General features: G+C 45.9%; 20 protein-coding genes and 1 tRNA gene. 11 read left to right on the top strand and 10 right to left on the bottom strand.

The genetic code is table 11. The annotated features are described in order from the left end of the window. Positions 1-6: 6 nt before the first annotated feature. On the bottom strand, positions 7-552 hold the full coding sequence (locus A3860_RS38550; RefSeq protein ID WP_081155925.1) for a YcxB family protein: 546 nt from the start codon (positions 550-552) through the stop codon (positions 7-9). A gap of 165 nt (positions 553-717) precedes the next feature. Beyond that, complete coding sequence (gene topA, locus A3860_RS38545) at positions 718-3,315, bottom strand: type I DNA topoisomerase (RefSeq protein WP_081156268.1); 2,598 nt, start codon at positions 3,313-3,315, stop codon at positions 718-720. Between the two features lie 423 nt (positions 3,316-3,738). On the opposite strand from topA, the gene pxpB reads away from it, so the two are divergent. The 4 genes from pxpB to A3860_RS38520 all read left to right on the top strand — a co-directional run bounded on the left by pxpB (position 3,739) and on the right by A3860_RS38520 (position 7,711). Further along, on the top strand, positions 3,739-4,440 hold the full coding sequence (gene pxpB, locus A3860_RS38535; RefSeq protein WP_081155923.1) for a 5-oxoprolinase subunit PxpB: 702 nt from the start codon (positions 3,739-3,741) through the stop codon (positions 4,438-4,440). Between the two features lie 135 nt (positions 4,441-4,575). Beyond that, the gene (locus tag A3860_RS38530; protein ID WP_081155922.1) at positions 4,576-5,568 is read left to right on the top strand and encodes a 5-oxoprolinase subunit C family protein; all 993 of its coding nucleotides are present in this window, start codon (positions 4,576-4,578) and stop codon (positions 5,566-5,568) included. Continuing rightward, positions 5,562-6,326, top strand: a complete 765-nt coding sequence (locus tag A3860_RS38525; RefSeq protein ID WP_081155921.1) for a 5-oxoprolinase subunit PxpA — start codon at positions 5,562-5,564, stop codon at positions 6,324-6,326. The genes A3860_RS38530 and A3860_RS38525 overlap by 7 nt, the downstream gene beginning before the upstream one ends. Positions 6,327-6,511: 185 nt before the next feature. Then, positions 6,512-7,711, top strand: a complete 1,200-nt coding sequence (locus tag A3860_RS38520; protein ID WP_081155920.1) for an NRAMP family divalent metal transporter — start codon at positions 6,512-6,514, stop codon at positions 7,709-7,711. A 2-nt stretch (positions 7,712-7,713) separates the two neighbouring features. Here A3860_RS38520 and A3860_RS41440 read toward each other — a convergent pair whose 3' ends face one another. Beyond that, positions 7,714-7,872, bottom strand: a complete 159-nt coding sequence (locus A3860_RS41440; protein ID WP_158085494.1) for a hypothetical protein — start codon at positions 7,870-7,872, stop codon at positions 7,714-7,716. Between the two features lie 102 nt (positions 7,873-7,974). On the opposite strand from A3860_RS41440, the gene A3860_RS38515 reads away from it, so the two are divergent. Continuing rightward, positions 7,975-9,240, top strand: coding sequence for a DUF4407 domain-containing protein (locus A3860_RS38515; protein WP_081155919.1), 1,266 nt, complete (start codon positions 7,975-7,977; stop codon positions 9,238-9,240). Here the strand turns inward: A3860_RS38515 and A3860_RS38510 are convergent. From A3860_RS38510 to A3860_RS38490, 5 genes are all read right to left on the bottom strand, one after another. Then, positions 9,232-9,723: a hypothetical protein gene (locus A3860_RS38510; RefSeq protein WP_081155918.1), complete on the bottom strand. Its 492-nt coding sequence runs from the start codon at positions 9,721-9,723 to the stop codon at positions 9,232-9,234. The genes A3860_RS38515 and A3860_RS38510 overlap by 9 nt on opposite strands. Before the next feature lie 96 nt (positions 9,724-9,819). After that, on the bottom strand, positions 9,820-10,434 hold the full coding sequence (locus A3860_RS38505) for an SGNH/GDSL hydrolase family protein (protein ID WP_081155917.1): 615 nt from the start codon (positions 10,432-10,434) through the stop codon (positions 9,820-9,822). Between the two features lie 244 nt (positions 10,435-10,678). Continuing rightward, positions 10,679-13,339 carry a TonB-dependent receptor domain-containing protein gene (locus tag A3860_RS38500; RefSeq protein ID WP_081155916.1) on the bottom strand — a complete coding sequence of 887 codons (2,661 nt, stop codon included), beginning with the start codon at positions 13,337-13,339 and terminating at the stop codon, positions 10,679-10,681. A gap of 288 nt (positions 13,340-13,627) precedes the next feature. Then, complete coding sequence (locus A3860_RS38495; RefSeq protein WP_081155915.1) at positions 13,628-14,236, bottom strand: DUF445 domain-containing protein; 609 nt, start codon at positions 14,234-14,236, stop codon at positions 13,628-13,630. Positions 14,237-14,336: 100 nt separating this feature from the next. Further along, a tRNA-His gene (locus tag A3860_RS38490) sits at positions 14,337-14,410 on the bottom strand. A gap of 153 nt (positions 14,411-14,563) precedes the next feature. Here A3860_RS38490 and A3860_RS38485 point away from each other — a divergent pair. The 6 genes from A3860_RS38485 to A3860_RS38460 all read left to right on the top strand — a co-directional run bounded on the left by A3860_RS38485 (position 14,564) and on the right by A3860_RS38460 (position 21,346). Further along, positions 14,564-16,720, top strand: a complete 2,157-nt coding sequence (locus A3860_RS38485; protein ID WP_081156267.1) for a carboxy terminal-processing peptidase — start codon at positions 14,564-14,566, stop codon at positions 16,718-16,720. A 124-nt stretch (positions 16,721-16,844) separates the two neighbouring features. Beyond that, entirely contained in the window at positions 16,845-17,366 is a 522-nt protein-coding gene (locus tag A3860_RS38480) for a KdsC family phosphatase (protein ID WP_081156266.1), read from the top strand. Between the two features lie 123 nt (positions 17,367-17,489). Then, complete coding sequence (locus A3860_RS38475; protein WP_081155914.1) at positions 17,490-18,434, top strand: geranylgeranylglycerol-phosphate geranylgeranyltransferase; 945 nt, start codon at positions 17,490-17,492, stop codon at positions 18,432-18,434. 1 nt (position 18,435) lies between these two features. Next, positions 18,436-19,017, top strand: a complete 582-nt coding sequence (locus tag A3860_RS38470) for a Maf family protein (protein ID WP_081155913.1) — start codon at positions 18,436-18,438, stop codon at positions 19,015-19,017. 176 nt (positions 19,018-19,193) lie between these two features. After that, positions 19,194-20,498, top strand: a complete 1,305-nt coding sequence (locus A3860_RS38465; protein WP_081155912.1) for a DUF2851 family protein — start codon at positions 19,194-19,196, stop codon at positions 20,496-20,498. 95 nt (positions 20,499-20,593) lie between these two features. After that, complete coding sequence (locus tag A3860_RS38460) at positions 20,594-21,346, top strand: glycosyltransferase family 2 protein (protein WP_081155911.1); 753 nt, start codon at positions 20,594-20,596, stop codon at positions 21,344-21,346. Between the two features lie 61 nt (positions 21,347-21,407). On the opposite strand, the gene A3860_RS38455 is transcribed toward A3860_RS38460, so the two are convergent. Together A3860_RS38455 and A3860_RS38450 are read right to left on the bottom strand one after the other, a co-directional pair. Then, positions 21,408-22,787 carry a hypothetical protein gene (locus A3860_RS38455; protein ID WP_081155910.1) on the bottom strand — a complete coding sequence of 460 codons (1,380 nt, stop codon included), beginning with the start codon at positions 22,785-22,787 and terminating at the stop codon, positions 21,408-21,410. Further along, positions 22,784-23,383, bottom strand: a complete 600-nt coding sequence (locus A3860_RS38450) for a hypothetical protein (RefSeq protein ID WP_081155909.1) — start codon at positions 23,381-23,383, stop codon at positions 22,784-22,786. The genes A3860_RS38455 and A3860_RS38450 overlap by 4 nt, the downstream gene beginning before the upstream one ends. Between the last annotated feature and the right edge of the window lie 727 nt (positions 23,384-24,110).

Genomic DNA, 24,110 nt, shown 5'->3' with positions numbered 1-24,110 from the left:
TCTTCACTATGTGGGGAACTCTGAACTCAAGGGCAGATACTGGTTAAATAATCGTTCCAGCTCCTGTTTTTCCTGGGTGGTTATTATCACCCGCCGGGGAATAACAATGGCATGATACGAATTTGTATATAAATAATAACAGGCGGGTGTTTCTGCTTTTTTAACGATGGCTTCCCAGGTATACCTGCTTTCCGATGCGGTGTCTTTATCGATAATACCGGCATCGGTGAGTACCACTTCGGCCTCTTCAAGCACATGCTGGTTCTCGGGTTTGGCCAGAATATTCCTTACCCGGCGCAGGATCGACCGTTTGATAAGATAAGGAACCATTAAAAAATAAACGATCGCAATGACGCTAAAGATGATCAGGTCAATAAAGATCTGTTCGCTCCGCCGGCTGAAAACGTACAAACCGGCCACCGCAGCATACAGCACAAAAACGCGTACATAGTACCAGGTACGGTATGCTTTTTTGTCGGGCGCTGCCCAGGCCGTGTAATAGTTATAGTCGAAATATTCTTCTTCAGTAAGGTGGTACTTCAGGTTAAGCATGGATAGTGAAAACTTGTAGTGAATTGTAATGGGTTTTCCTTGTTTACAAATGCTACAATGCAAAAAGAAAGGGGCAATTTAGCCCCTTTACCTTTCTATAATGCATTTATTGGTTCTTTTAACCCTTTCTTTTAATCCACATTGCGGGCCGCGCTCATATTATTACTATTTCTTCTTTGGCGCTGCTTTTTTGGTGGCCGATTTAGGCGCCGCCTTCTTGGTGGGCGCTTTTTTGGCAGCTGCTTTTTTAGTGGTAAATGCATTGGGTATCTGCAGCTCGATCATTTTCTTTACATCGTCGAGCGACACGGTGGTCAGTTCATCGGCGGTGTATTTTGAATCGTCGGCTTTGCGGGTCACCTTCAGGATCTTCTTGCCAAATTTCAGCACCGGACCCCAACGGGCATTTTCAATCGAGATCTTTTCATCGGGCCAGTTCTGGATGTAGCGGTTCTCTTCTTTTTTGATCTTTGCTTCAATCAGCTCATCGATGTTGGCCTGACTGAGGTTTTCAAAATCGTACCGCCGCGGTACGTTTATGTACATGTTGTTCCATTTAATGAATGGACCAAAGCGGCCTGTACCTTTTGTAACCGGTTTATTATCGTAATGCGCTATGGGCGCGTCGGCTTTTTGTTTATCCGCGATAAATTCCAGGGCCTTTTCCATATTCACATCGTTGGGATCTACACCCCGTGGCATGGAAATGTTCTGCTCACCAAATTTTATATAGGGGCCAAAGGGGCCCATGTTCACAACGATTTCCTGGCCTTCGTGCTCACCAAGGGTTTTGGGCAGTTCGAATAATTTCAATGCATCTTCGAGCGTAATGGTTTCAATACTTTGTCCCCTGCGTAAACCGGCAAAGCGCGGTTTTTCTTCCTCATTTGCATCGCCGATCTGCACCATAGGGCCAAAGCGGCCTATACGGGCAGTGATCTTTTTACCGCTTTGCGGGTCAATGCCCAGCTCACGTTCGCCTTTTGCACGTTCAGCTGTTTCAATGGTATTGTCAACGTCTTTTTTGAAAGGCAGATAGAAGTCATCGATCATGCTGTTCCATTTCAGCTTGCCGGCTGCCACTTCATCAAACTCATTTTCAATACGGGCAGTGAACCCGTAATCCATGATATCGTCGAAATATTGTTTCAGGAAATCGGTAACCACCAAACCCAGGTCGCTGGGGAACAGTTTCGATTTTTCGGCGCCGGTATTTTCCTGTTCTGTAACCTTGCTTATTTGATCGCCCTTTAAAGTGAGGATGCGGAAGTTGCGTTTCACCGCTTCCTTATCGCGCTTTTCAATGTATTTGCGCTCCTGGATGGTATTAATAGTGGGCGCGTAGGTGGAAGGGCGGCCGATGCCGAGCTCTTCCAGTTTCTTTACCAGCGAAGCTTCCGTATAACGGGGCGAAGGCCGGCTGAAGCGCTCAATTGCCTTCATTTCGTTCAACGGTAATTGCTGGTTAACGGTCAACGGGGGCAACATGCCTTCCTGTTGTTCATCGTCTGCTATATCTTCTTCGTCGCGGTCTTCCCGGTAAACTTTCAGAAACCCGTCAAACTTCAACACTTCACCGCTGGCGGTGAGTTCTTCTTTATTGGTAGAAATTTCAATTTTGGCAATGGTCCTTTCCAGCTCAGCATCAGCCATCTGGCTGGCCATGGTGCGTTTCCAGATGAGCTCATACAAACGGCGGGCATCAGGATCATCTATGGTACTGGTTTTGTTTTCCATGTAGGTAGGCCTGATGGCTTCGTGCGCTTCCTGGGCCGACTCATTCTTGTTCTTGTATTTACGGGGCTGGTAATAATTATTACCATACTGACCGGTAACCTGCTTGCGGATATCTGCCATTGCAGTATCACTCAGGTTTACGCTGTCGGTACGCATGTAGGTTATATTACCACTTTCGTACAACTTTTGCGCCAGCACCATGGTTCTTTTAACACCAAAACCCATTTTACGTGAGGCTTCCTGTTGCAGGGTAGAAGTGGTAAACGGTGCGGCCGGCGATTTCCTGGCGGGCTTTACCTGAATGTCGTTGACCTTATACTTTGCCCCGATACAGGTTTGCAGGAATTTTTCTGCATCTTCGGCAGTATCGTACTTTTTGCCTTCGGCAACAAAGGTTACGTTCTTACCGGTAATATCGGGTGTGGTAAATAATGCTTCAATTTTAAAGGTGCTGGTAGCAAGGAAGGCGTTTATTTCGCGTTCGCGTTCGGCAATAAGGCGTACGGCCACGCTTTGTACCCGGCCGGCGCTCAGGTTGCTACCCCGGGCGCTGATCTTGCGCCACAGTACCGGGCTCAGCTCAAAACCCACAATACGGTCGAGCACGCGGCGGGCCTGCTGGGCGTTCACCAGGTTCATATCCAACCTGCGTGGGTTGCTTACGGCCTGTTGAATGGCGGGCTTGGTAATTTCATGGAAAACAATGCGTTTGGTAGTTTGGGGATCGAGGCCTAATACCTCGCACAAATGCCAGCTGATGGCTTCTCCTTCGCGGTCCTCATCCGTTGCGAGCCAAACTTCGTCACTACTTTTGGCGAGGCTTTTGAGTTCTTTAACTACCTTTTCTTTATCACCGGGAATTTTATACCGGGGTTTGTAACCATTCTTTATATCAATACCCATTTCTTCCTTTTCCAGGTCACGGATATGTCCAAAACAACTTTTAACCTCGAAATCTTTCCCCAGGATCTTTTCGATGGTTTTGGCTTTCGCGGGAGACTCAACAATCAATAAATTCTTGGCCATAGGTTCAATAAATGGTTTATATGCACTTTTTTTACGATCGGTTGCCTTCGGTCGTAAAATGCCTTTACAGCCCCGCATTTTGGGACAAACAACTAGCTATTTCCTTCAAATTCAATGATCTTTACAATTGAATTTTTGTTGCACTGGCGGCAGAAACTGCATGTCGCTGGCGTGCAAGTTTACAGTATAACAATGAAATCAACAAATTGGTACTTATTTGGTAAAAACATAACGTGCCGAAATGTCGGTTATTTTTTATTTTTAAAGGGATACCATCCTGGCCGGAAAAAGGCTGTAAACAAGCCAATTGCATTTGGGAAACCCGGTACAGATGACCATAATAAAAATATAATATGGTGATATTTATGACAGAATGCGCGGTTATGTGGTAAAAAAATTAACTTCAGTCTTTTTAAAGCAACCTTGACCAACCAACATAAAATATTTCCGCTCGGGGATGCCGCGATAACCTTTGACATGGGTAATGTGATCAGCGAAGCCCACAATCAAAAGGCGCTGGCCATGCAGCAATGGTTGCTGGCTCATCCGTTTGAAGGGTTGAAGGATTGCCTGGTGGCCTATAGTTCAATAACGGTGCTGTACAATCCCGTTGTTATCAAAAAATATTATAATCCAACTACAACCATATTCGCCTGGGTTGCCGAACGCCTGCAACAGGCATTTGAACAAGCGCAGGAAACAGGGAATGCCGGCAGGGAGGTCATTCGTATACCGGTTTGTTATGAAGACCCTTATGGCCCCGACCTGGCAGCGCTGGCTGAGCAAAAACAGCTAAGCGGGCAGCAGGTGGTGAACCTGCACACCAGTCCTATTTATAATGTGTACATGATCGGGTTTTTGCCTGGTTTTTCCTATATGGGTGTAGTTGATGAACAAATTTCAGCACCACGAAAGCAACAGCCCACACCCGTTTTGGCCGGAAGCGTTGGGATTGCCGGTTCACAAACGGGGATCTATCCTTTAAATAGTCCCGGCGGCTGGCAGATCATTGGCCGCACTCCATTAAAGATGTTCGATCCCTTTGTGCCCGAACCGGTAAAATTACAGGCCGGCGACCGGGTACAATTTTTTGCGATAACTAAACAGGAGTTTGAAAGTTATTAAGTTGTTCAGGATTGAGTATTGAGTTCCCTTTGATTTCAGGCCTCGTGATTTGTGATCAGAAACTCTAAAAATGATAGAACTGAATAACTCACAAACTGAATAACTCATGAACTGAGAACAAGGAATCATTAGAAAATGTCATTAACAATTATCAAACCAGGGATACTAGACACAATCCAGGATCTTGGAAGAACAGGGTATGGCCGGCTGGGTATAAATGCCGGCGGGGTTATGGACAGGTATGCGGCCCAGGTGGCCAATATGCTGGTGGGGAACGACACGCGGGAAGCTGTGCTGGAGATCCATTTTCCCGGCGCGCAGGTGCTGTTTGAACAAAATTCCCTCATCACAATTACCGGTGGCGATTTTGGTCCCATGATCAACGATGAGCCCATACCGTTATGGCATCCCATAGTGGTACGGAAGAATGCGATATTGCATTTTCCCAAACTGCAATACGGCAACCGCTGTTACCTGGCCGTACATGGCGGGTTTTGTGTGAACAAATGGCTGAACAGTTACAGCACCCATTTAAAAGCCGGGGCCGGTGGCTTTAAAGGCCGCAAACTGGAAAAAGGAGATGAAGTGCCTTACCGGGAAAGCTGTATCTATTTTGCCGGATTATTAAAGCCCGGAAAAGAGCTGGAAGTGATGAAGTGGAAAGTTGATACGGGCCATACCTACCTGCATCCGCACGAGATCTACATCATTAAAGGAAATGAATGGGAGCAGTTGACCAGCCAGTCGCAGGAACAAATGCTGGAAGATAATTTTATCATTCATCCGTTCAGTGACCGCATGGGCTACCAGTTAAAGGGTATTGATCTGAAACGGGTTGAAGATACCGAGCTGGTTTCTTCGGGTGTAAGTTTTGGCACCATTCAGTTATTGCCCAATGGCCAGCTTATAGTACTGATGGCCGATCACCAGACAACGGGCGGTTATCCCCGGGTGGGACACGTGATCTCGGCCCATTTACCCAAGCTGGCCCAATTGCGCCCAAGCGATTGTATTCATTTTCAAATTACGGACCTTGCAACTGCCGAAAACCTGTTGATCGCCCAGCAACAGGAATTAAATATATTGCAACGCGCCTGTACCGAGCGCCTGAATAACCTGGTATGTTAAGTATTGATCTGAATTGCGACATGGGCGAAAGCACCCATTTGTGGCCTTACCATATTGAGAAGGACCTGTTGTTGTTATCGTATGTGAGCAGCATAAACCTCGCCTGCGGTTTTCATGCCGGCGATGCACCTACCATGCACCAACTGGTGGCAGCGGCCGTGGAGGCCGGTGTGGCTATTGGCGCCCATCCGGGTTTTGCCGACCGGGAGAATTTTGGAAGAACCAACCTGTTGTTGCCACCTGCGGCAATATATGACCTCGTACTATACCAGATTGGAGCGCTGGATGCTTTTTTAAAGGTGCTGCATACCCGTTTGCATCATGTAAAACCACATGGTGCCTTATACAATATGGCGGCAAAAGATGCAGTAATGGCGGAAACCATTTGCAAGGCCGTATGTGATTATGACAGCAGCCTGGTGTTATATGGTTTATCGGGCAGTAAACTGATAGAAGCCGCCCATGCAACGGGGCTGGCTACCTGCAGCGAAGTATTTGCCGACCGTACGTACCAGGATGATGGCCATCTTACACCGCGCACGCACCCGCAGGCATTGTTGCACGATACAAATCAATCACTGCAGCAGGTGCTGCAAATGGTAGAACAGCGAAGCGTTACCAGTATAAATGGACGCGAAGTACCGTTGGTGGCTGAAACGGTTTGTATACATGGGGATGGGGAGTTTGCTGTAGCGTTTGCCCGGGTTATAAAGGAAACTTTGGAGAGGAATGGGATTGTAGTGGTTAGTAGAAAGTAGTTGCACGTTACAAGTTACATGTTACAGGTACCGGTTACTAGTTACCAGTTACCCGGGGCGAAAATTAATTGCAGTCTGATTATTGGCGGGCATCCCGTGTTTAGGTCCTGGCAACCGGAAACCGGCACCCGGTAACTGTTCACGTTTGCTGACTGTAATCATAAATCACAAATGATAAAATCTTAATGAAAAGCTCCTCCAAATCTGCTTTATTAGGTGCTGCCTTCCTGATGGCCACTTCTGCTATTGGTCCGGGCTTTATTACCCAAACTACGGTATTCACCCAGCAATTGCTTACGAGTTTCGGTTTTGTGATCCTCGTTTCTATCCTTCTCGATATAGCCGCCCAGTTGAACGTGTGGCGCATCATCGCCGTTTCAGAAAAACGGGCGCAGGACCTTGCCAATAGTTTATTACCCGGCATGGGATATTTTCTGGCAATACTTATTGTGGTGGGCGGACTGGTGTTTAATATTGGTAATGTAGCCGGGGCGGGCCTGGGTATGAACGTCGTGTATCCGTTTGATGCCGATCTCAAACATCCGGTAATTGGAGCCGGGATCAGCGCGGCCATCGCGCTTTTTATTTTCTGGTTCAAAGAAGCCGGGGTGGCTATGGACTGGTTTGCCAAAATACTGGGTTTTGTAATGATAGGGTTAACGCTTTATGTAGCCATTAGCTCACACCCGCCGGTTGGCCAGGCCATTTATCGCTCTTTCTTTCCCGTTAAAATAAATACCACCGCCATTGTAACGTTGGTGGGTGGCACCGTTGGCGGCTACATCAGTTTTGCCGGCGCCCACCGCCTGCTCGATGCCGGCATAAAAGGAAAAGAACATTTACCCGAAGTAACACGCAGCAGCATAAGCGCTATTTTACTGGCATCGGCCATGCGCATCCTGTTATTCCTGGCGGCATTGGGCGTGGTATATGCCGGTGGAAGCTTGCAGAAAGATAATCCGGCCGCATCGGTATTTCAGATCGCAGCCGGTGATGTGGGGTATAAAATATTCGGCATTGTGCTGTGGAGCGCTGCCATTACATCTGTTGTTGGTTCTGCCTATACATCGGTGTCGTTTTTGCGTACGCTGCATCCGGTATTTGAAAAATACCAACGGCTTGTTACCTCCCTGTTCATATTGGTATCGATGGGCATTTTTGCATTTCTGCAACAGGGAGCAGTGCAGTTGCTGGTAATTGCCGGCGCCCTGAACGGATTGATATTACCCGTTTCGCTGGCCTTGTTGTTAATGGCGGTTTTCAAAAAGAGGCTGATGGGGGATTATAAACATCCGGTATGGCTATCGGTGGCCGGTTTAATTGTTGTAATTATCATGGGCGTCATGGGCGCCAAAACCATTGTTGATCTGTTAAGCAACTTATAAATTCAATGTTGCGGCCTGATAATATAATTACTGTTTTGCAAGCGTAATTTTTCCTGTTTCATGCGGTTTTTACCAATGACATAATGAATTTGTGTTAATTGTGTTTGCGGCACTATTTTCGCCTTGTTAAAAGCGTTCTTTTTTACGGTTCCTTTACACATATACCGAATTTTTTATCGTTATTTGTGTTGTTCCAACCCACTCAACCCACCTAATAAGAAATTTTTCTTAACAATTATTCCATTAATTAAACCGTAACGGTTATGGCTGACAATCAGCAAGGGCCTGATACTGGCCTGTATACCTATGATTCATTTACCGGCAGAGGCCCCGGCAAAAAGGCCGACACTAATTTTTTATGGTGGTGTTCCGGGGCTCACCAGGAACTCCTGAAACAATTTCCCTCTGAACACAGCAAATACTGGGGATTAGGCGGTGTTATTCTGGCCACCTTTGTACTCGCTGCATTATCTTCCGGCTATGCTATTTACAGTGTGTTTGGCAACTGGGTTTGGACACTATGTTTTGCCATCATCTGGGGATTGATCATCTTTAACTTCGACCGTTTTCTGGTTTCTACCATGCGCAAGTATGGCGTAAGCCGCCGCAAACAATTATCCATGGCATTACCGCGTATGGCGCTGGCCATATTGATCGGTTTTACCATTGCGAGGCCGCTCGAGCTGAAGATCTTTGAAAAGGAGATCAATACAAAAGTTATTGAGAACACGCACAAGAAAATTCAACTGAACGACAGTTTGCTGCAGGCAGAAAACACGGCGTTGATGCAAACCACCGAAGCAGAAAGAAACCGGTTGTTCGAACGCAAGAAAACTATTGAAGCTGATCTGGCCCGCTTACAGCAATCCTATGTACAGGAAGCCGATGGAACCGGCGGCTCGCAGATCCGTGGCGTGCAAAAAATTGCAAAGCTGAAACTGGATGCCTATACTTCTTCTGCCAGCCAGGCAATACCTGAACTGCAACAGCTCGCCAACAGTATTCATGAGCAGGACAGTATTTTGGCCAATGCAAAAAGCAATATGGAAGCCAAACGCGCAAAATATGAATTGAGCGCGCTGGAAAATGTTGGTTTCCTCGAAAAGAACAAAGCATTGACCGATCTGGCTTCGGAAGAAAGCAGTGTTTTCTGGACCAGCTTTTTGTTATCGCTGCTCATCATCCTCATTGAGGTAGGGCCTATTATTTCAAAGCTCATTATGCCCGTTGGCCCTTATGATATAGCGCTGGCAAAAGAAGAGCTTACCAGCATGGCGGCCGCAGAGGAAGAAATGCGCCGCAACAAGGAAATGCTGGTTGATAAAAAGAACACCTGGTACAAGAAACAAAAAGAAGTGAGTGACCAGCTGGTTGAAAAAATGACCACGCTGCAACAAAAGCACATTGACCAGGAATTGGACAAATGGGAGCGGGGCGATTGGAACCCACGCGACCACCGGGCTTCCATGGACGAAGTAATGCGCAAAATAAAGGAGCGTTACCAGTTCAGCGGCGAAGACCTATTGTAAGAACATATAGGCGCCACCAAGGCCTACAAATAACAGCAGGGTTAGTATAAGCACGCCTTTACTAACCCTGTATTTTTGCCGGGCCGAAGGCAATAACAGGAACAGGATGGCCAGGAATAACAGAAAGATGCCTGCGCCGAACCCGATCATACTGTTATTGAATTTCTTTGTTTTCAATAACTGCTCCACAGTTATAGTTCCTATTACTGCAGTAATAAACAACAGGATCGGAAGACCCAACATCCAGCCCAGCCGTTTCCCTTTCAGCAAACACCAGCCTGCCACAATACCTGCAATGATGAGGGAGTATGTTTTGAGATCGGAATAAAATTCATTCTTATTGATCACGAAGGTGCCGTTTTGTATGGTGTATGGACCGGACCTTTGCCCAGACAGGGACGCCAGCTGTAGCAATAAATAAATAATGCTGATCAACAAGACCAGTATGCCGGCGTATTTTTCTCTCCAGCTTAATTTAACCATAGGACTTTATTAATAATATTTGTTGAAACGCATTGAGCCGCCCGGTAAGTATGTATCATACGTTAAGAGAAGCGAAACAAATCAGGTTACAGGGGCTTAATTATTTACATATATTTTTTTGATCGCATTTGCCAGTTTTGCGGCCCACCGGGCATAATCCTTTCCCGAGGGATGCAATTGATCGGCAGCCAGCAGGGAGCTATCAGTGGCGGCCTCGCGGGTACCCGGTGTAATATCAATATAATTCACCGAATATTGTTGAGCATATGCCTTATTCACCGCATTGAACGCATCAATTTCCTGCGCTATGGCAGCGCTGTTCTTTCCACCCGCAAAAGGGGTAACGCCCCAGTCGGGAATAGAGAGCACAAAAACATGTTGCGGCTGGTTGCCCGCAAAAACGATAGCCTGTTTTAACAACGTTTCAAATTGCATTGTATATTCTTCCACACTTCTGCCGCGGTATTGGTTGTTTACCCCAATAAGTAAAGAAACCATATCGTACCCCGGAAGCAAATGGCTGTTGGTGATACCCGATTGTAATTCATCGGTCGTCCAGCCGGTTTTGGCAACAATTTCAGCCGCGTACAATGCATACCCTGCACGGCGCAATAACTGTACGGTTTGATAGGGAAAACTTTCATAGATGGGAACGCTTTCGCCAATGGTATAGGAGTCGCCTAAAGCCAGGTAAGAATATGTTTTTGACATAGCTTGTAAATGGGGGCGAAAAATACAAAGAAATTAAAAATGAAGAATTATAAATTGGAAATAAAAAAGGGGCTGATTGCTCAACCCCTGCCACATAATTCATGTAGTTTCTATGGCGAATGGTCAATGGTCAATGGTGAGTCGGTTCACTAATTTTTTTGATGTCTGATTATTCGCGAGCTTCACTAATTGTCAGACTTTTTATTATTCGGAGATTCATTCACCATTGACCATTCACCATTGACTACTGCTGCATTCCCTGCATGCCGTTCTGCATACCTTCCTGGTCGCCTTTCAGATTCTTGCGTTTGAACAGGGACGCATCAAATTTCCCGAACCGGTAGCTGAAATTCAGGCGTACGATCTGCGGGTCCCTTCTGCGCCAGTCGTCCTGTACAAAACCGGTTGCTTCGGAGTGTACAAAATAGCGGCGTGTTCTGAATATATCGCTCCAGTTCACAGAAATAGTTGCTGTATTCTTTTTAATGGCAATGTCTTTGCGCAAGCCCATATCAACTCCATAATTGGCATTTATATAACCCTGCGTGGTTGTAGGCTGGCCACCGCCAAAACCGCCACCGCCACGGCCGCCGCCGCCGCCACCAAAACCACCGCCACCGCCGCCACTGCCGCTGTTGCTGGTGCTTACAGGCAGGGCGCTTTTGCCCTGGTAGTCGCCGCTGATCTGAACACTCCAGCCTTTATTGAATTTAAAGTTGTGGTTCATTTTGGCCGACCAGCTGGTGCGTTCATTTTCCAGATTGGCTATTACATTGCTGCCATTGATCTTTGAATAATAGATGTTGGTGCTGGTAGTAACATCCCACCATTTGGTGAAGTTGTTGCGGAAGATCAATTCCAGACCGCTTGCATATGCCGTAGAAGCATTAATGTAAGTAGCTATATAAACAGAGTCGGGAAAATTGCCCAGCTTGCCGGGGTATTGATACCGTGAAATAAGATCGGTGGTATATTTCCCAAACAGCGTAGCCAGAAAAGTATTGCCGTTTTTGCCATAGGTTTTCTGGTACGAGAGTTCGAGCGAATGCGTGAACTCGGGCTTCAGGGCCGGGTTACCGGTTTGATAGTTCAATGGATCGGAATAATCGGTATTCGGCATCAACTGAAAAAAGTTAGGCCGGTTAATACGGCGCGTATAGTTCAGCTGCAGGTCCTGCTTATGTTGTAAGGTCTTGCTTAAAAATACACTGGGGAACAGGCTGAGCGGGAAATCATTTTTATAGGTGTCTTTACCGATCTGTTTTCCCTCGTAGCCGCTGCTTTCGGCCCGCAAGCCCAGCTGATAATTGAAACTTTCTTTAATTTTTTGCGAGTAGGTAACATAACCGGCATATACGTGGTCGGTATATTCAAAGTTATTACTGAAAGAAGGGGCAAAAGTGCCATTGAAATAATTGTACTGGAAGCTTTCGAACTTGCGCACCTGCGCCCGCAAACCTGCTTCCAATTTGATCTTATCGGTAATGGGATTTACATAATCTGTTTGTGCAATAAAGAATTTGTTTTGGCCGCCACCATCGATCGTTTGCAGGTTTTCATCGTTAATGGCGTTCTTCATGTCAATATCAGAGAACGAGCGGTAGCGAATATCGCTGTAATTGGTATTCTTGCTTTGGTTGTAGTTCAGATCGGCCGTCCATTCCTGACCGGCACGGGCGAACAGGTGTTTATAACTCAGCTGCGTACCATAATTGCGGAAATTATTTTTGCCCGTGGTATTGCGGTACTGGGTTGTAAAACCGCCGCTCGTTGTATCGTAAATGCTGTTGGTGCGGTTATCGGGTTTGAAATCGCCGTTCACGATCGACTGTGATAATGAAATGGTATTGCGGTTATCGATGAAGTAGTCGAATCCAAAACGGCCAAAGGCAAATGCGCCATTGAACACGTTCTTGCTGTATTGTTTGGTGTAGGCTTCTTTTGAATCCATGAAGCTGGTACGGTCGGTTTCGCCCCAGCCCTTTGATTTACGCTGGTTATACATGGCATTGGCAAACACGTTCACCTTGCCCTGACGCAGGTTGATGTCGCCGCCGCCATTGAATTTGCCGCGCGAATCAACACCGGCGCGCACGCTTCCGTTGTAACCGGTTTTGCGGTTCTTCTTTAAGATAATATTTAAGATGCCACTTTGGCCACCGCTGGCGTCATACTTGGCCGATGGGTTGGTGATGATCTCGATGCTTGAAATGGCATCGGCGGGTATCTGGTCCATAGAAAGGGTAGTGGGGCGGCCATCTACAAAGATCTGTGGCGCCGCATTGCGCAGCGAAACGTTCCCATCTATGTCAACATTTACCGAAGGAACCTGGCGCATTACATCGATGGCGGTTCCGCCCGAAGCAGTGATGCTTTTTTCTACGTTGAATATTTTACGGTCAACGCCCATTTGTATCATGGGTTTTGAACCGGTGACGGTTACGTCCTGCAGCATGGTAGCGTCCTGGTCCATTTTAATATTACCGAGGTCTTTATCAACTGCATTAAGCAGTTGCGACCTGTCCATGCCCGGACCCATTTTAATATCGAAGGCTATTTTCTGTTCTATCTTTTTATAACCGATGGCGGTAATAACCAGTTTGAACTGGCCAAATACCGGCAGGCTTTCGAGACTAAAATCGCCATTGCGGCCGGTGAGCATACCGCCGATGACCACATCTGCTCTTTTTTTGCTAACCGTATCGAATTTGTTCTGGAATAACTGAACTGAGGCTGCATCCAATCCTTTATTGGTTGTTTTGTCGATAATACGTCCGTAAAAGTGACCAATATTCATTTGCTGACCGCCACCTTGCCGGTTTCCGCCCCCGCCTGCGCCGGGAAATTGGGCATGGGCTACCTGAAAACTGGCAATGAGTACTAAGAGCCATCCAAAATGTTTCATGAGTAAGTGCTATGGTTGAGTTCGATTAGACGCAAAATTGCCGTAGAACTTGTGAAGGGGGGATTATTTGTGATGAACGGTGGGGGGCGTTCACGGATTTTGGGTTCACAGTTGATAGTTTTCAGATTCCGGTGGGCAGAAGCAGGAAGAGGTTTAATTTCGGAGATGCCGATAATTGGTTACCGGTTTACGGTTTCCAGTTCTCAGTTTCCAGTTCTCAGTTTCCAGTTTAAAGTTCCCTGTTATCGGGTATTTCTTACTTCTTATCTCTTACTTCTTACTTCGAATTTATTGGAACAAGATGATAATCCCCACCTGTATTAAACCTACCAACAAACCCAGCACCAAACCCACCAGCCGCGCCTGGGCTAATTCTTTTCCCATATTCGCGTACAAGGCAGCTTCGAGTGTTGAGGGCGTTAAAGACGTGATCTTATCGCTGATGAGTTTATCGAGATTGAGGTCCTTTTGCAGGTTTTGCATGTATGCTTTCATGATGACCGGAAAAAGGGTCTCCAGTTCATTCATAAAGATCTCTTTGAGGGTATTTATAGTTCTGTCGCCGATCAGCATGCCGATCATCGGGAAGGCCTCTTTCAACTTATTACGCAGAAAATCGTCTACATGCTCTTCTACAGTGGGCTTTATTTTACTGAAACTATCGGGGCTGGTGATCTTTGCTTCGAGGTCGCTGAACGACAGCAATTCCCTGCTAACCAATGCGCTTAGTTGAGCGGCCAGCTGTTTTTGCCGTTTGGGATAAATACCCTGAATGGTAAAACCAGGGAGGCGTAGGGGTTTTTGGGGATGGAACAATAGTTTAATAAGTAGCCAATTGCCTGCCCAGCCAGTAAATGCCGAAAGAAACGGGATAATGATCAATAGCCACCAGTTCATAAAACCTTTTTAAATAAAAAACCGTATATTATGCCAGGGAAATACCCTCAAATTCAGCCAATAAAAAACCCCGAAGTTTACCTTCGGGGAGATATCTGAGGGAGGATGAAGGGTTTCGAACCCTCGACCTCTAGAACCACAATCTAGCGCTCTAACCAACTGAGCTACAACCTCCGTGTTCAGGCTGCAAATGTAGGGAAAAAAATGTTTTAGTAAAAAATCTTTCTAAAAACCATTCATCAAAATGGGTTGTTAATTATAACATTAGTGCAACATCCCATAAATTTTATCGTTATTTTTGAATTGATGCCAAAAGTTTTAAATATTATGCTACAACGAAAAAATTTACCCATTGTCTTGCTTTTATTTGGTGCAGGGTTGATCCTGGCGTTCAAGTCGCTGGGGTTTGGATTGGGTAATGGTAATCCCCCTACGAAATATGAAAAGATACTTCATAATGTGGGGGAAATGCTTGCCGAGATCCATTACAGCCCTAAAAAGATCGACGATAACTTTTCAAAAGAGATCTTTAAGAAATACCTTGGCGAAAAGATCGACGATCAAAAGAATGTGCTGCTGCAATCGGATATTCAGCAATTGAAAAAATACGAGACCAAGATCGATGATGAGATCCTTGGCGGGCCAGTTCAGTTTGTACCGGCCGTTACAGAGATCTATAAAAAACGTTTACCCGAAACAGAAGAGATCTATAAGGACATACTGTCGAAACCCTTTGATTTTACAAAGGATGAAACAGCGAACCTGAATGATGATAAGCTCGATTACCCCAAAACAGAGGCAGACCGCAAGGAAGCCTGGCGCAAACGGTTAAAATACATGGCGCTGGAGCGTTATTATGACCTGCTCGAAGACCGGGAAAAGAATAAAGGCAAGGAAAACTTTGTAGTAAAAACTGATGAGCAGTTAGAACAGGAAGCCCGTGACCGGGTGCTGAAAATATTGAACAGGAATTACGATCGCCTGAAATTGAAAGTAAGCGATGACGACCGGTTTAACGAGTTTGTAAAGACCATCACCGAATCGATGGACCCCCACACTACGTTTATGCCGCCAGTTGATAAACGGTATTTTGATGAAGAAATGAGCGGCCGTTTCTATGGCATTGGCGCTTCTTTACGCGAAGAAGACGGCAATATCAAGATCGGTTCGGTACTGCCAGGAAGCCCGGCCCTTAAATCGGGTGAAATTTCCATTGGCGACGCCATCATCAAAGTAGCCCAGGGACCTGCAGAACCTGTTGACCTTACCGGTTACAATGTTCAGGATGCGGTGAAACTGATCCGTGGCAAAAAAGGAACAGAAGTTCGCCTCACCCTCAGAAAAACCGACGGTTCGGTTAAAGCAGTTACCCTGATCCGCGATGAGATCGTTCAGGATGAAACTTTCGCCCGCAGTGCGGTGATCAATACACCCAAAGGCAAACTCGGCTTTATTTACCTGCCTGAGTTCTATGCCGACTTCGATAATCCAAAAGGCGCCCGTTGCTCAGAAGACGTACGCAAAGAGATCATCAAGTTGAAAGAACAAAAAGTTGATGGCATCGTTATGGACCTGCGCAACAATGGCGGTGGTTCGCTGTATGATGTAGTGCAAATGGTTGGCCTCTTCATTGAAGGTGGTCCCATTGTTCAGGTAAAAGACCGCGAAGGCAAACCGCAGGTTTACTACGATCGCGATAAAGCAGTTTTATATGATGGTCCGCTGGCAGTAATGGTGAATGAATTCAGCGCTTCGGCATCTGAGATCTTTGCCGCCGCCATTCAGGACTACGACCGCGGTGTTATCATCGGCAGCACTTCTACCTACGGTAAGGGTACTGTACAACGTAACATCGGGTTAGATAAAACAATGGGTTTCCTTGACCCCAACAGCGAACTGGGAACCATCAAGCTTACATTGCAAAAATTCTATCGCATCAATGGCGGTTCAACCCAATTACGCGGCGTAGCCAGTGATGTAAACATCCCCGATATTTTTGAGTATACCAAGATCAGGGAGAAAGACAATCCGGATGCATTGGCCTGGGATGAAATTCAAAAAGCTGATTACAACCGCTGGAAATACGGCCTCGACCTGAACCCCATCAGAAAAGCCAGTGCCGAGCGTATTAAATCAAACGCCCTGTTCACCACCATTCACAACAATGCAGAATGGCTGGCCAAACAAAGCGATAAAATGGTTTCGTTAAGCCTGAAGAAATACCAGGAAGAACAGAAAAAGAACAAGGCGATCGCCAAACAGATAGAGCAACAGAACAAATTGCCACATGAATTGAATGTGGAACCGTTGTCAGAAGACATGAAACGCATTGAAGCTGGTGGTGATAATGCCAAGCTGGAACGTTACAAGACCTGGTTAAAGAACCTGCGTAACGATCCTTACCTCGACGAGGCTACCAATGTGTTGAATGATATGGTTACACAAACCAACCTGGTGTACGCCAACGTAAACAAAAATCAGTAACAACAGTCATTGTATATATAATAAAACCGTTCTGACAACAGGACGGTTTTTTATTTTCAGGCATAACGTTCCACCACTGGTATAAGATGGATTTTCCGCTTATTTTTGCACCCATCTAATGAGTATGAATATTTTAGATCAATTTAAGCAGGTCACCACCTTCGTCTTTGATGTAGACGGCGTACTGACTGATGGTACGCTGTTTGTTTTTGATGACGGACAGTTTGTGCGCCGCATGAATATTAAAGACGGGTTTGCGCTTCAACTGGCCGTTAAAAAGGGATTCAGGGTGGCCGTGATCTCGGGTGGGGCAAGCGATGCCGTTACCCAGCGCCTGAACCGGTTGGGCATAAACGATGTGTTTATGCAGGTGACCGATAAAAAAGGCAAATTGACCGAATACGTACAACAGCATAACCTTGCATGGAGCGAAGTACTGTTCATGGGCGATGATATTCCTGATTATGAGGTAATGCAGCAGGTAGGGATGCCCTGCGCGCCTGCCGATGCAGCCATGGAAATAAAACAGATAGCCAAATATATTTCCTCATTGCCGGGCGGTATGGGTTGCGTGCGTGAGGTGATAGAGAAGGTGTTGAAGTTGAATAATAAGTGGGAGTTGCATACTGATATAGCTAGTAAATGATTTCTGATTTTTAGATTTAGGGATTTTGCGATTTATTCTAATGCAGGATTCGCTAAAATCTCAAAATCTCTAAATCCAGAATTCTCAAAATCCAGATATCCCGAAATCCCGAAATTGTATTTCATGAAGTTACTGGCAGCATTTTTACGCTTAATACGTTCAGTGAACCTGCTGTTCATTGCCGTTACCCAATTGCTGTTTCAGTATTGTATTGTTAACCCTGTGTTGCAACGCGCACAGGTGCCACCGGTACTTGCATTGCCTGTGTTTATTACCCTCATTGCCGCCTCGGTGCTTATTGCAGCGGCCGGTTATATCATCAATGATTATTTTGACCTGAACATTGACCTGGTGAACAAACCCAGTAAGCTGGTGGTGGAAAAGATCATCAAGCGCCGCTGGGCCATCATCTGGCACCTGGTGTTGAGCAGCCTTGGTGTTTTGTGCAGCGCTTATGTAGCCTGGAAAACCCGGGCCTGGTGGTTGATACCCGCCAATATTGGCTGTGTGGGCGCCCTTTGGTTTTACAGCACCACCTTCAAAAAGAAATTATTGAGCGGCAATGTGATCATTTCATTGCTGACGGCCTGGACAATACTGGTGATTGGCTTTATTACGCATTATGTTGTGTTTAAAAGACCCGATATGTATGCAGGAGTAAATGCATCAAAACTGATGCGGCTTACCTTCCTGTATGCCGGTTTTGCCTTTATTACTTCGCTCATCAGGGAAGTGGTGAAAGATATGGAAGATATTGCCGGCGATGCCCGTTATGGCTGCCGTACCATGCCAATAGTATGGGGCATTAATGTATCGAAAGTATTCACGGCCACCTGGCTCATTGTTTTGATCACTGCCCTTATTATAATGCTGGCCTATATACTGCCATTCAAATGGTGGTGGGCGGCTGCATACAGCGCATTCCTGATCATTTTACCTTTATTATTACTTTTCCGGAAACTCTTTAAAGCCGTTAGTCCGGCCCATTTTCATACTATAAGCACCTGGTTAAAACTGGTGATGCTGAGCGGCATTTTATCGATGTTGTTCTTTAAACTTTACGCATAACATGAACGGCACCCGTATCATCCTGGCTTCCCAATCGCCCCGTCGCAAGCAATTGCTTGAATGGGCCGAGATCCCCTTTGAGATCATGGTACAATCGACCGATGAAAGCTTTCCGCCCGGGATGCCGGTACCCGAAGTACCGGTGCATATTGCCCGCGAAAAAGGGATCGCGGTTAGAAAGAAGTATGAAACACTGCATCATGATACCAACATTATCATTGCTGCCGATACAATAGTGGTACTGGGTAATACGATCATTGGTAAACCAAAGGACCGCGCCGATGCACTGGATATACTGGCCCGCCTTTCGGGCAACAAACACCAGGTAATAACCGGCGTGGTGCTGTTGAAAGGGGAACAGGAGATCGCGTTTGCCGATACCACCGACGTTTGGTTTCACCCGCTTACTGCGGAGCAGATCGCGTTTTATGTTGATAAATATCAACCCTACGACAAGGCCGGCGCCTATGCCATACAGGAATGGATCGGTGTGGTGGGCATTAAATCAATACAGGGCGATTTCTACAATGTAATGGGCCTGCCCGTTAGCCGGGTGGTAAGTGAACTGGGCCGGTTGATATAAATAATTTGAAATATAGGAAATGTGCGTTAGCTTTAGGAGGAATTAAGGCATCTTCTTCCGCTCTGCATAGTAGTGAATCAGTTGATTACTGATTGTTTTTTTTCTTACTGTTTAAGGCCGCTTTCATAGTAGCATCGGTGTGGTCGCTGATTGTGGTGTAATTTATTTGTATTACTATGACAGAAAGGCTATTACAATACCTCTGGCAATTCCAGTATTTTAATAAAGAAGCGTTGATCCTGGATAATGGTGATGTTTTCCAGGTCATTCACCCCGGGCGCTATAATACCAATCAGGGCCCCGATTTTCTGGAAGCCAAGATCAAAATAGAAAATACTTTGTGGGTGGGGCATGTTGAGTTGCATTTAAAAACCAGCGACTGGTTCAGGCATGCCCATCAGTTCGACCGCAACTACGACAACGTGGTGTTGCATGTAGTGTGGGAGAACGACCTGCCCCATATGGATAACCGCATACCCGTTTTCTCCTTACAGTCAAAAGTACCTGGGTTGTTGTTGAGCCAGTATGAACACTGGATGAACAATGCCGGTTTTATTGCCTGTGGAACCCAGATGCAGGAGGTATCGCGTATTATCTGGATTTCCTGGCGCGAGCGGCTGCTGGCCGAACGGATGCAACGCAAATCGTCAGCCGTTTTCTCGTTCCTGTTGCAAACGGCCCAGCATTGGGAAGAAACCTTCTGGTGGCTGCTTGCCCGCAACTTCGGTGCCGTATTGAATTTTGAACCCTTCGAGGCCCTGGCCAGAAGCCTGCCTGTAACCCTGCTGGCGCGGTACAAAAATCAATTGCCGGTGCTGGAAGCCCTGCTGTTTGGCCAGTGCGGTTTACTGGAAGGCGAATTCGATTCGGCCTACCCCCTTATGTTGCAAAAAGAATACGGGCATTTAAAAACGAAGTATCAGCTGGAACCGGTAAGGCAGGCAGTGCATTTCCTGCGCACCCGCCCTGTAAATTTTCCAACTGTAAGGCTGGCGCAGCTGGCCATGCTTATACACGGTTCAAGCCATTTGTTCGCGTTTATCAAAGACACTACCGACCTCGGCGACGTAAAAAAATGGCTGGCTGTAACGGCCAGCGAATTCTGGGACCATCATTATACTTTCCACAAACAATCGGTTCACCGGCCTAAAAAGCTGGGCAACCAGATGATTGACACCATTATCATCAACACCGTAGTACCCATGCTGTTCGCCTACGGCCTGTTGCACAATGAAGAGCAATACAAGAACAGGGCGTTGAACTGGCTCGATGAGCTGGAACCCGAAACCAATGCCATTACCCATGGGTATACCGAATTGGGGATCGTTAACAAAAGCGCCTGCGATTCGCAGGCCTTACTGGAATTGAAAAGCCGCTATTGCGACCCCAAAAAATGCCTCGATTGCGGGGTAGGGAATGCCCTGCTGAAAAGCTCGGTGGCCGTTTCCCTTGAATCGGAGCTTTCGGCCCAAAATCATTAGAGATTTTCAAATTAAAATGAGGTAATTGTTATATTATTGCGCCGAATTATCCCGGTTCGGGGTTTCCTTTTATATTTGTTAGATTGTATATAAGTATGATCAAAGGACAAAAAGTAGTAGTAGTGCTGCCCGCGTATAATGCAGCCAAAACGCTCCGGCCAACCTATGATGAAATCGACAGATCGGTTGTGGATGAGGTGATCCTCGTTGATGACGCCAGTAAAGACGATACCATATCTGTAGCCCGCGAAATTGGTATTCAACATATTATCAGGCACGAAAAGAACAAGGGTTATGGCGGCAACCAGAAATCCTGCTATAATAAGGCCCTCGAGATCGGCGCCGATATCATAGTAATGCTGCACCCCGATTATCAATATACGCCTGCTTTAATTACCCCCATGGTTTCGCTGATTGCCAATAAAGTGTACCCGGTTGTGCTGGGGTCGCGCATTTTGGGCAAGGGCGCGCGGAAAGGCGGCATGCCATTGTACAAATACATCTTCAACCGCATGCTCACCATGACGCAAAACATTTTGATGAACCAGAAGCTGAGTGAGTACCATACCGGTTACCGCGCTTATCATAAAGATGTGTTGCTGTCAATTCCTTTCAATGACAACTCCGACGATTTCGTATTCGATAATGAGCTGTTGGGCCAGATCTTTTTCAAAGGCTATGAAATAGCCGAAATAACCTGTCCCACGAAGTACTTTGATGAAGCTTCTTCCATCAACTTCAAACGCAGTTCCATATACGGGTTGGGCGTACTGCGGGTGAGTATGCAGTACTTTCTTCAAAAAGCGGGCATTGCGAAATTTAAATTATTTAAAGGCTTAGGTAAGTAAAATAAAAAATGGTCCGCTGCGGCGGACCATTTTTGTTGCATATAATTTTTTGTTTGTCTATTTATTTCGTCTCCCACTTCATGATCTTTTGCGACCAGCTAACCAGCAGGCTGTTATTCGCCATATACAATAACATCAGCGGGAAGATCTTGAACAAGCCTCTTTTGGTTGAATTGTTCAGATCGAGCAATGGTAATAAATATGCCATTACAGGGAACCCGATATAGATCACCAGCACGGCGTATAACCAATTACGGGTGGCGGGTGTAAGCTGGCGTTTGATGACCAGTTCAAGCAGCAACAGTAACAGGAAGAAGTAAATGAAATAACCATAATAGCCAACCCCCATGTCACTGAAGATGAGTTTGCTGTTGATATCAGTAAACCGGTCGAACAGGGGCGACAGATCGCCCAGGTTCTTATTCACCAGGCTCTGGATATTATATTTTACCGGCAGGTACTTGTTGATGTATATGGTAACAGAAATGATATACGATAATACCGAGGGTACCACAAACCAGGCACTGCTGATAAGGCCTTTTACCATACCCGTTTTATTTTTCCAGTGGTACCATACTATGGCGGGCGCCATCATACAACCAAGGATCAGCGTTTCGGAGCGGATGTAAGTGGCAAAGGCCATCAGCAACCCGGCAAAGGCCAGGTAATTGCGTTGCTGGTTCTGGAAGAACTGGTACAGGAACCAGACCGACAAACAGAAATACGCGGCATTTGCATAGTCGAACAACACCATAAAGGTGTAGGCGAACATTTCGGGTATGGCCATAAAGAACAATACCAGCAGTCCGGCGAACAGGCGATGTACGGTAAGTGTAAGCGCCTGGTATAAAAAGATCAAAAAACAGGTAACGATGGTGCTTAACCAAACCTGCCCAAATTCGAACCCGGCATATTTATAAATGATCTGCAAACAGGTAATGAACGGCGATTTGAATACGTTGTTGGTGGTTTCGAGGTTAACACTGAATACGGAGTTGATCATGGTTTTTTCGCGAATGGCGTATTCTGCGATCACTTCGGCCCCCGAGGTAAGGTCGCGTGGAGTAGGGGGGAAGTAGAAGCAGCGCCAGGCGCTTACAAACACAATAAAGATGATCATTACTAAATAGGGTATTTCATAAATTTTCAGTTTGAATCGCATAGTGGCCTTCAATTGCTGCAGGCGGGCAATACCCGATTTAAACTTAATATTTAAAAGAACACAAGCTACAATTATAGAAATGAATACGTTAGTTGATGTGAGTGGGATATACGCCAGCTGCAAAAGAAAGGGCATAATTGAAAAAACCATTACACCCAGTAAGATGGCCAGTGAAATAAGCAGGCCGGGTTTCAATTGTATATTGAACAGGTTAAGGAGCCCAAAGCCTGCAATAAACTGAATGATCGTAAAAAGAATAATGATCATTATGCCGCTCATAAGGAAGTTTTGAATTTGTTAAATGCTGCGATCGTGTCGAGTAAGATCTGTTTGTTGCTAACACTGTCGAAAACCAGTCCGCCATTTTTAACTGAAATGAACCAGTTGGCTTTAGACGCCTCGGCACTATTGGGCCAAATGGTCTTTAAGCCGGTGAAATAATAAAATACGGCTGGTTCGGGCACGTGAATGTCCAGATTATGGGCTTTGAAGTAATCGGTGGGTGGTAGCAGTACCAGCACTTTACCGGCCGAGCCTCTTTTTTCAAAAAAGCCGGTAACGTTTTTGGCGAACAGGTAATCGGTTTGGTAGCGGGCCAGTTTGCGCTCTTCGAGGTCGAGGTTCAGCTTTTGTTCCTTAAAATCATCCCAGTAAGGTATAATGCGTTGATTGAGCCAGAGTTTATTCGGTTCCAACCCAAAAAAGATAAGCAGTGAAATAATGGCTGCTACAAATAATATAAACGACTTAAAACCAGTGGTTGTGGCGGGGGAAGCCTGCTTTCCGGAAGGAGCGGCCGCTGGTGATGGGGCAACCGGTTTAGGACTGCTTTGGGCAGCACCGCGGTCTCGCGGGACGGTTTTCTTTTTCTTCATCTAAACGGTTTTATATTTTTTCGATGGCCATATGAATGATCCCTGCACAAAGCCCGACTCACGTCTGTTTAAAGCCCTGATCCTGCAAATATTACATCTTTTTGCGAAAATAAAAAGAGGCGCCCGGCCAGCTGGCGGATGCCTCTTTATTAGTGATCATAGACATTGGCGGGTTCTTCCCGGGAATTTGGATAGTCCATTATTTTAATTGCCCCACCACAGCAGGGGAATTAAAACGGGTTCCTTGTTAAACATGAAAAATGGTTTGCCAAATGGCAGCAGGCATTTTATATGTATAGCAAAAAACCAATCCATGGTTTTTCAAAGTGTATTTCTGAACTAAAAACAAAAAAAGCTTCGTTCCGTGCATACGCACAGTATATACAATGTATATAACATCAACTTCAAAGAGGGAACTGCTTCTTATGGGTGGTACACAGCGCCTTTAGAAACCAATGATGTCAGGAAAAGGTCGCCAATATAAATCGGGAAATAATTTCAGTCACCTGGTGAACGTTTTCTGGGGTATTTCTGGATTAGCGTTTATTCCACTAAAATCATTCCTATCTCTGCGTTTTTCGAAAAAAATGTATATGATCAATAAAATTGTTCCCCTTCATTACAAGCATTATGCCATCCTTCTTTTTCATTAAATGGGAATTGTATATTCAACAGGTTGACATTTATTCCGTTAGTTCATGTTACCTGATACGGTCTTTTAAATGTC

The sequence above is a fragment of the Niastella vici genome, assembly GCF_002077945.1.
Taxonomy (GTDB): domain Bacteria; phylum Bacteroidota; class Bacteroidia; order Chitinophagales; family Chitinophagaceae; genus Niastella; species Niastella vici.
Note: the sequence above shows the minus strand (reverse complement) of the source record. Positions and strands in the feature narration are given on the sequence as shown.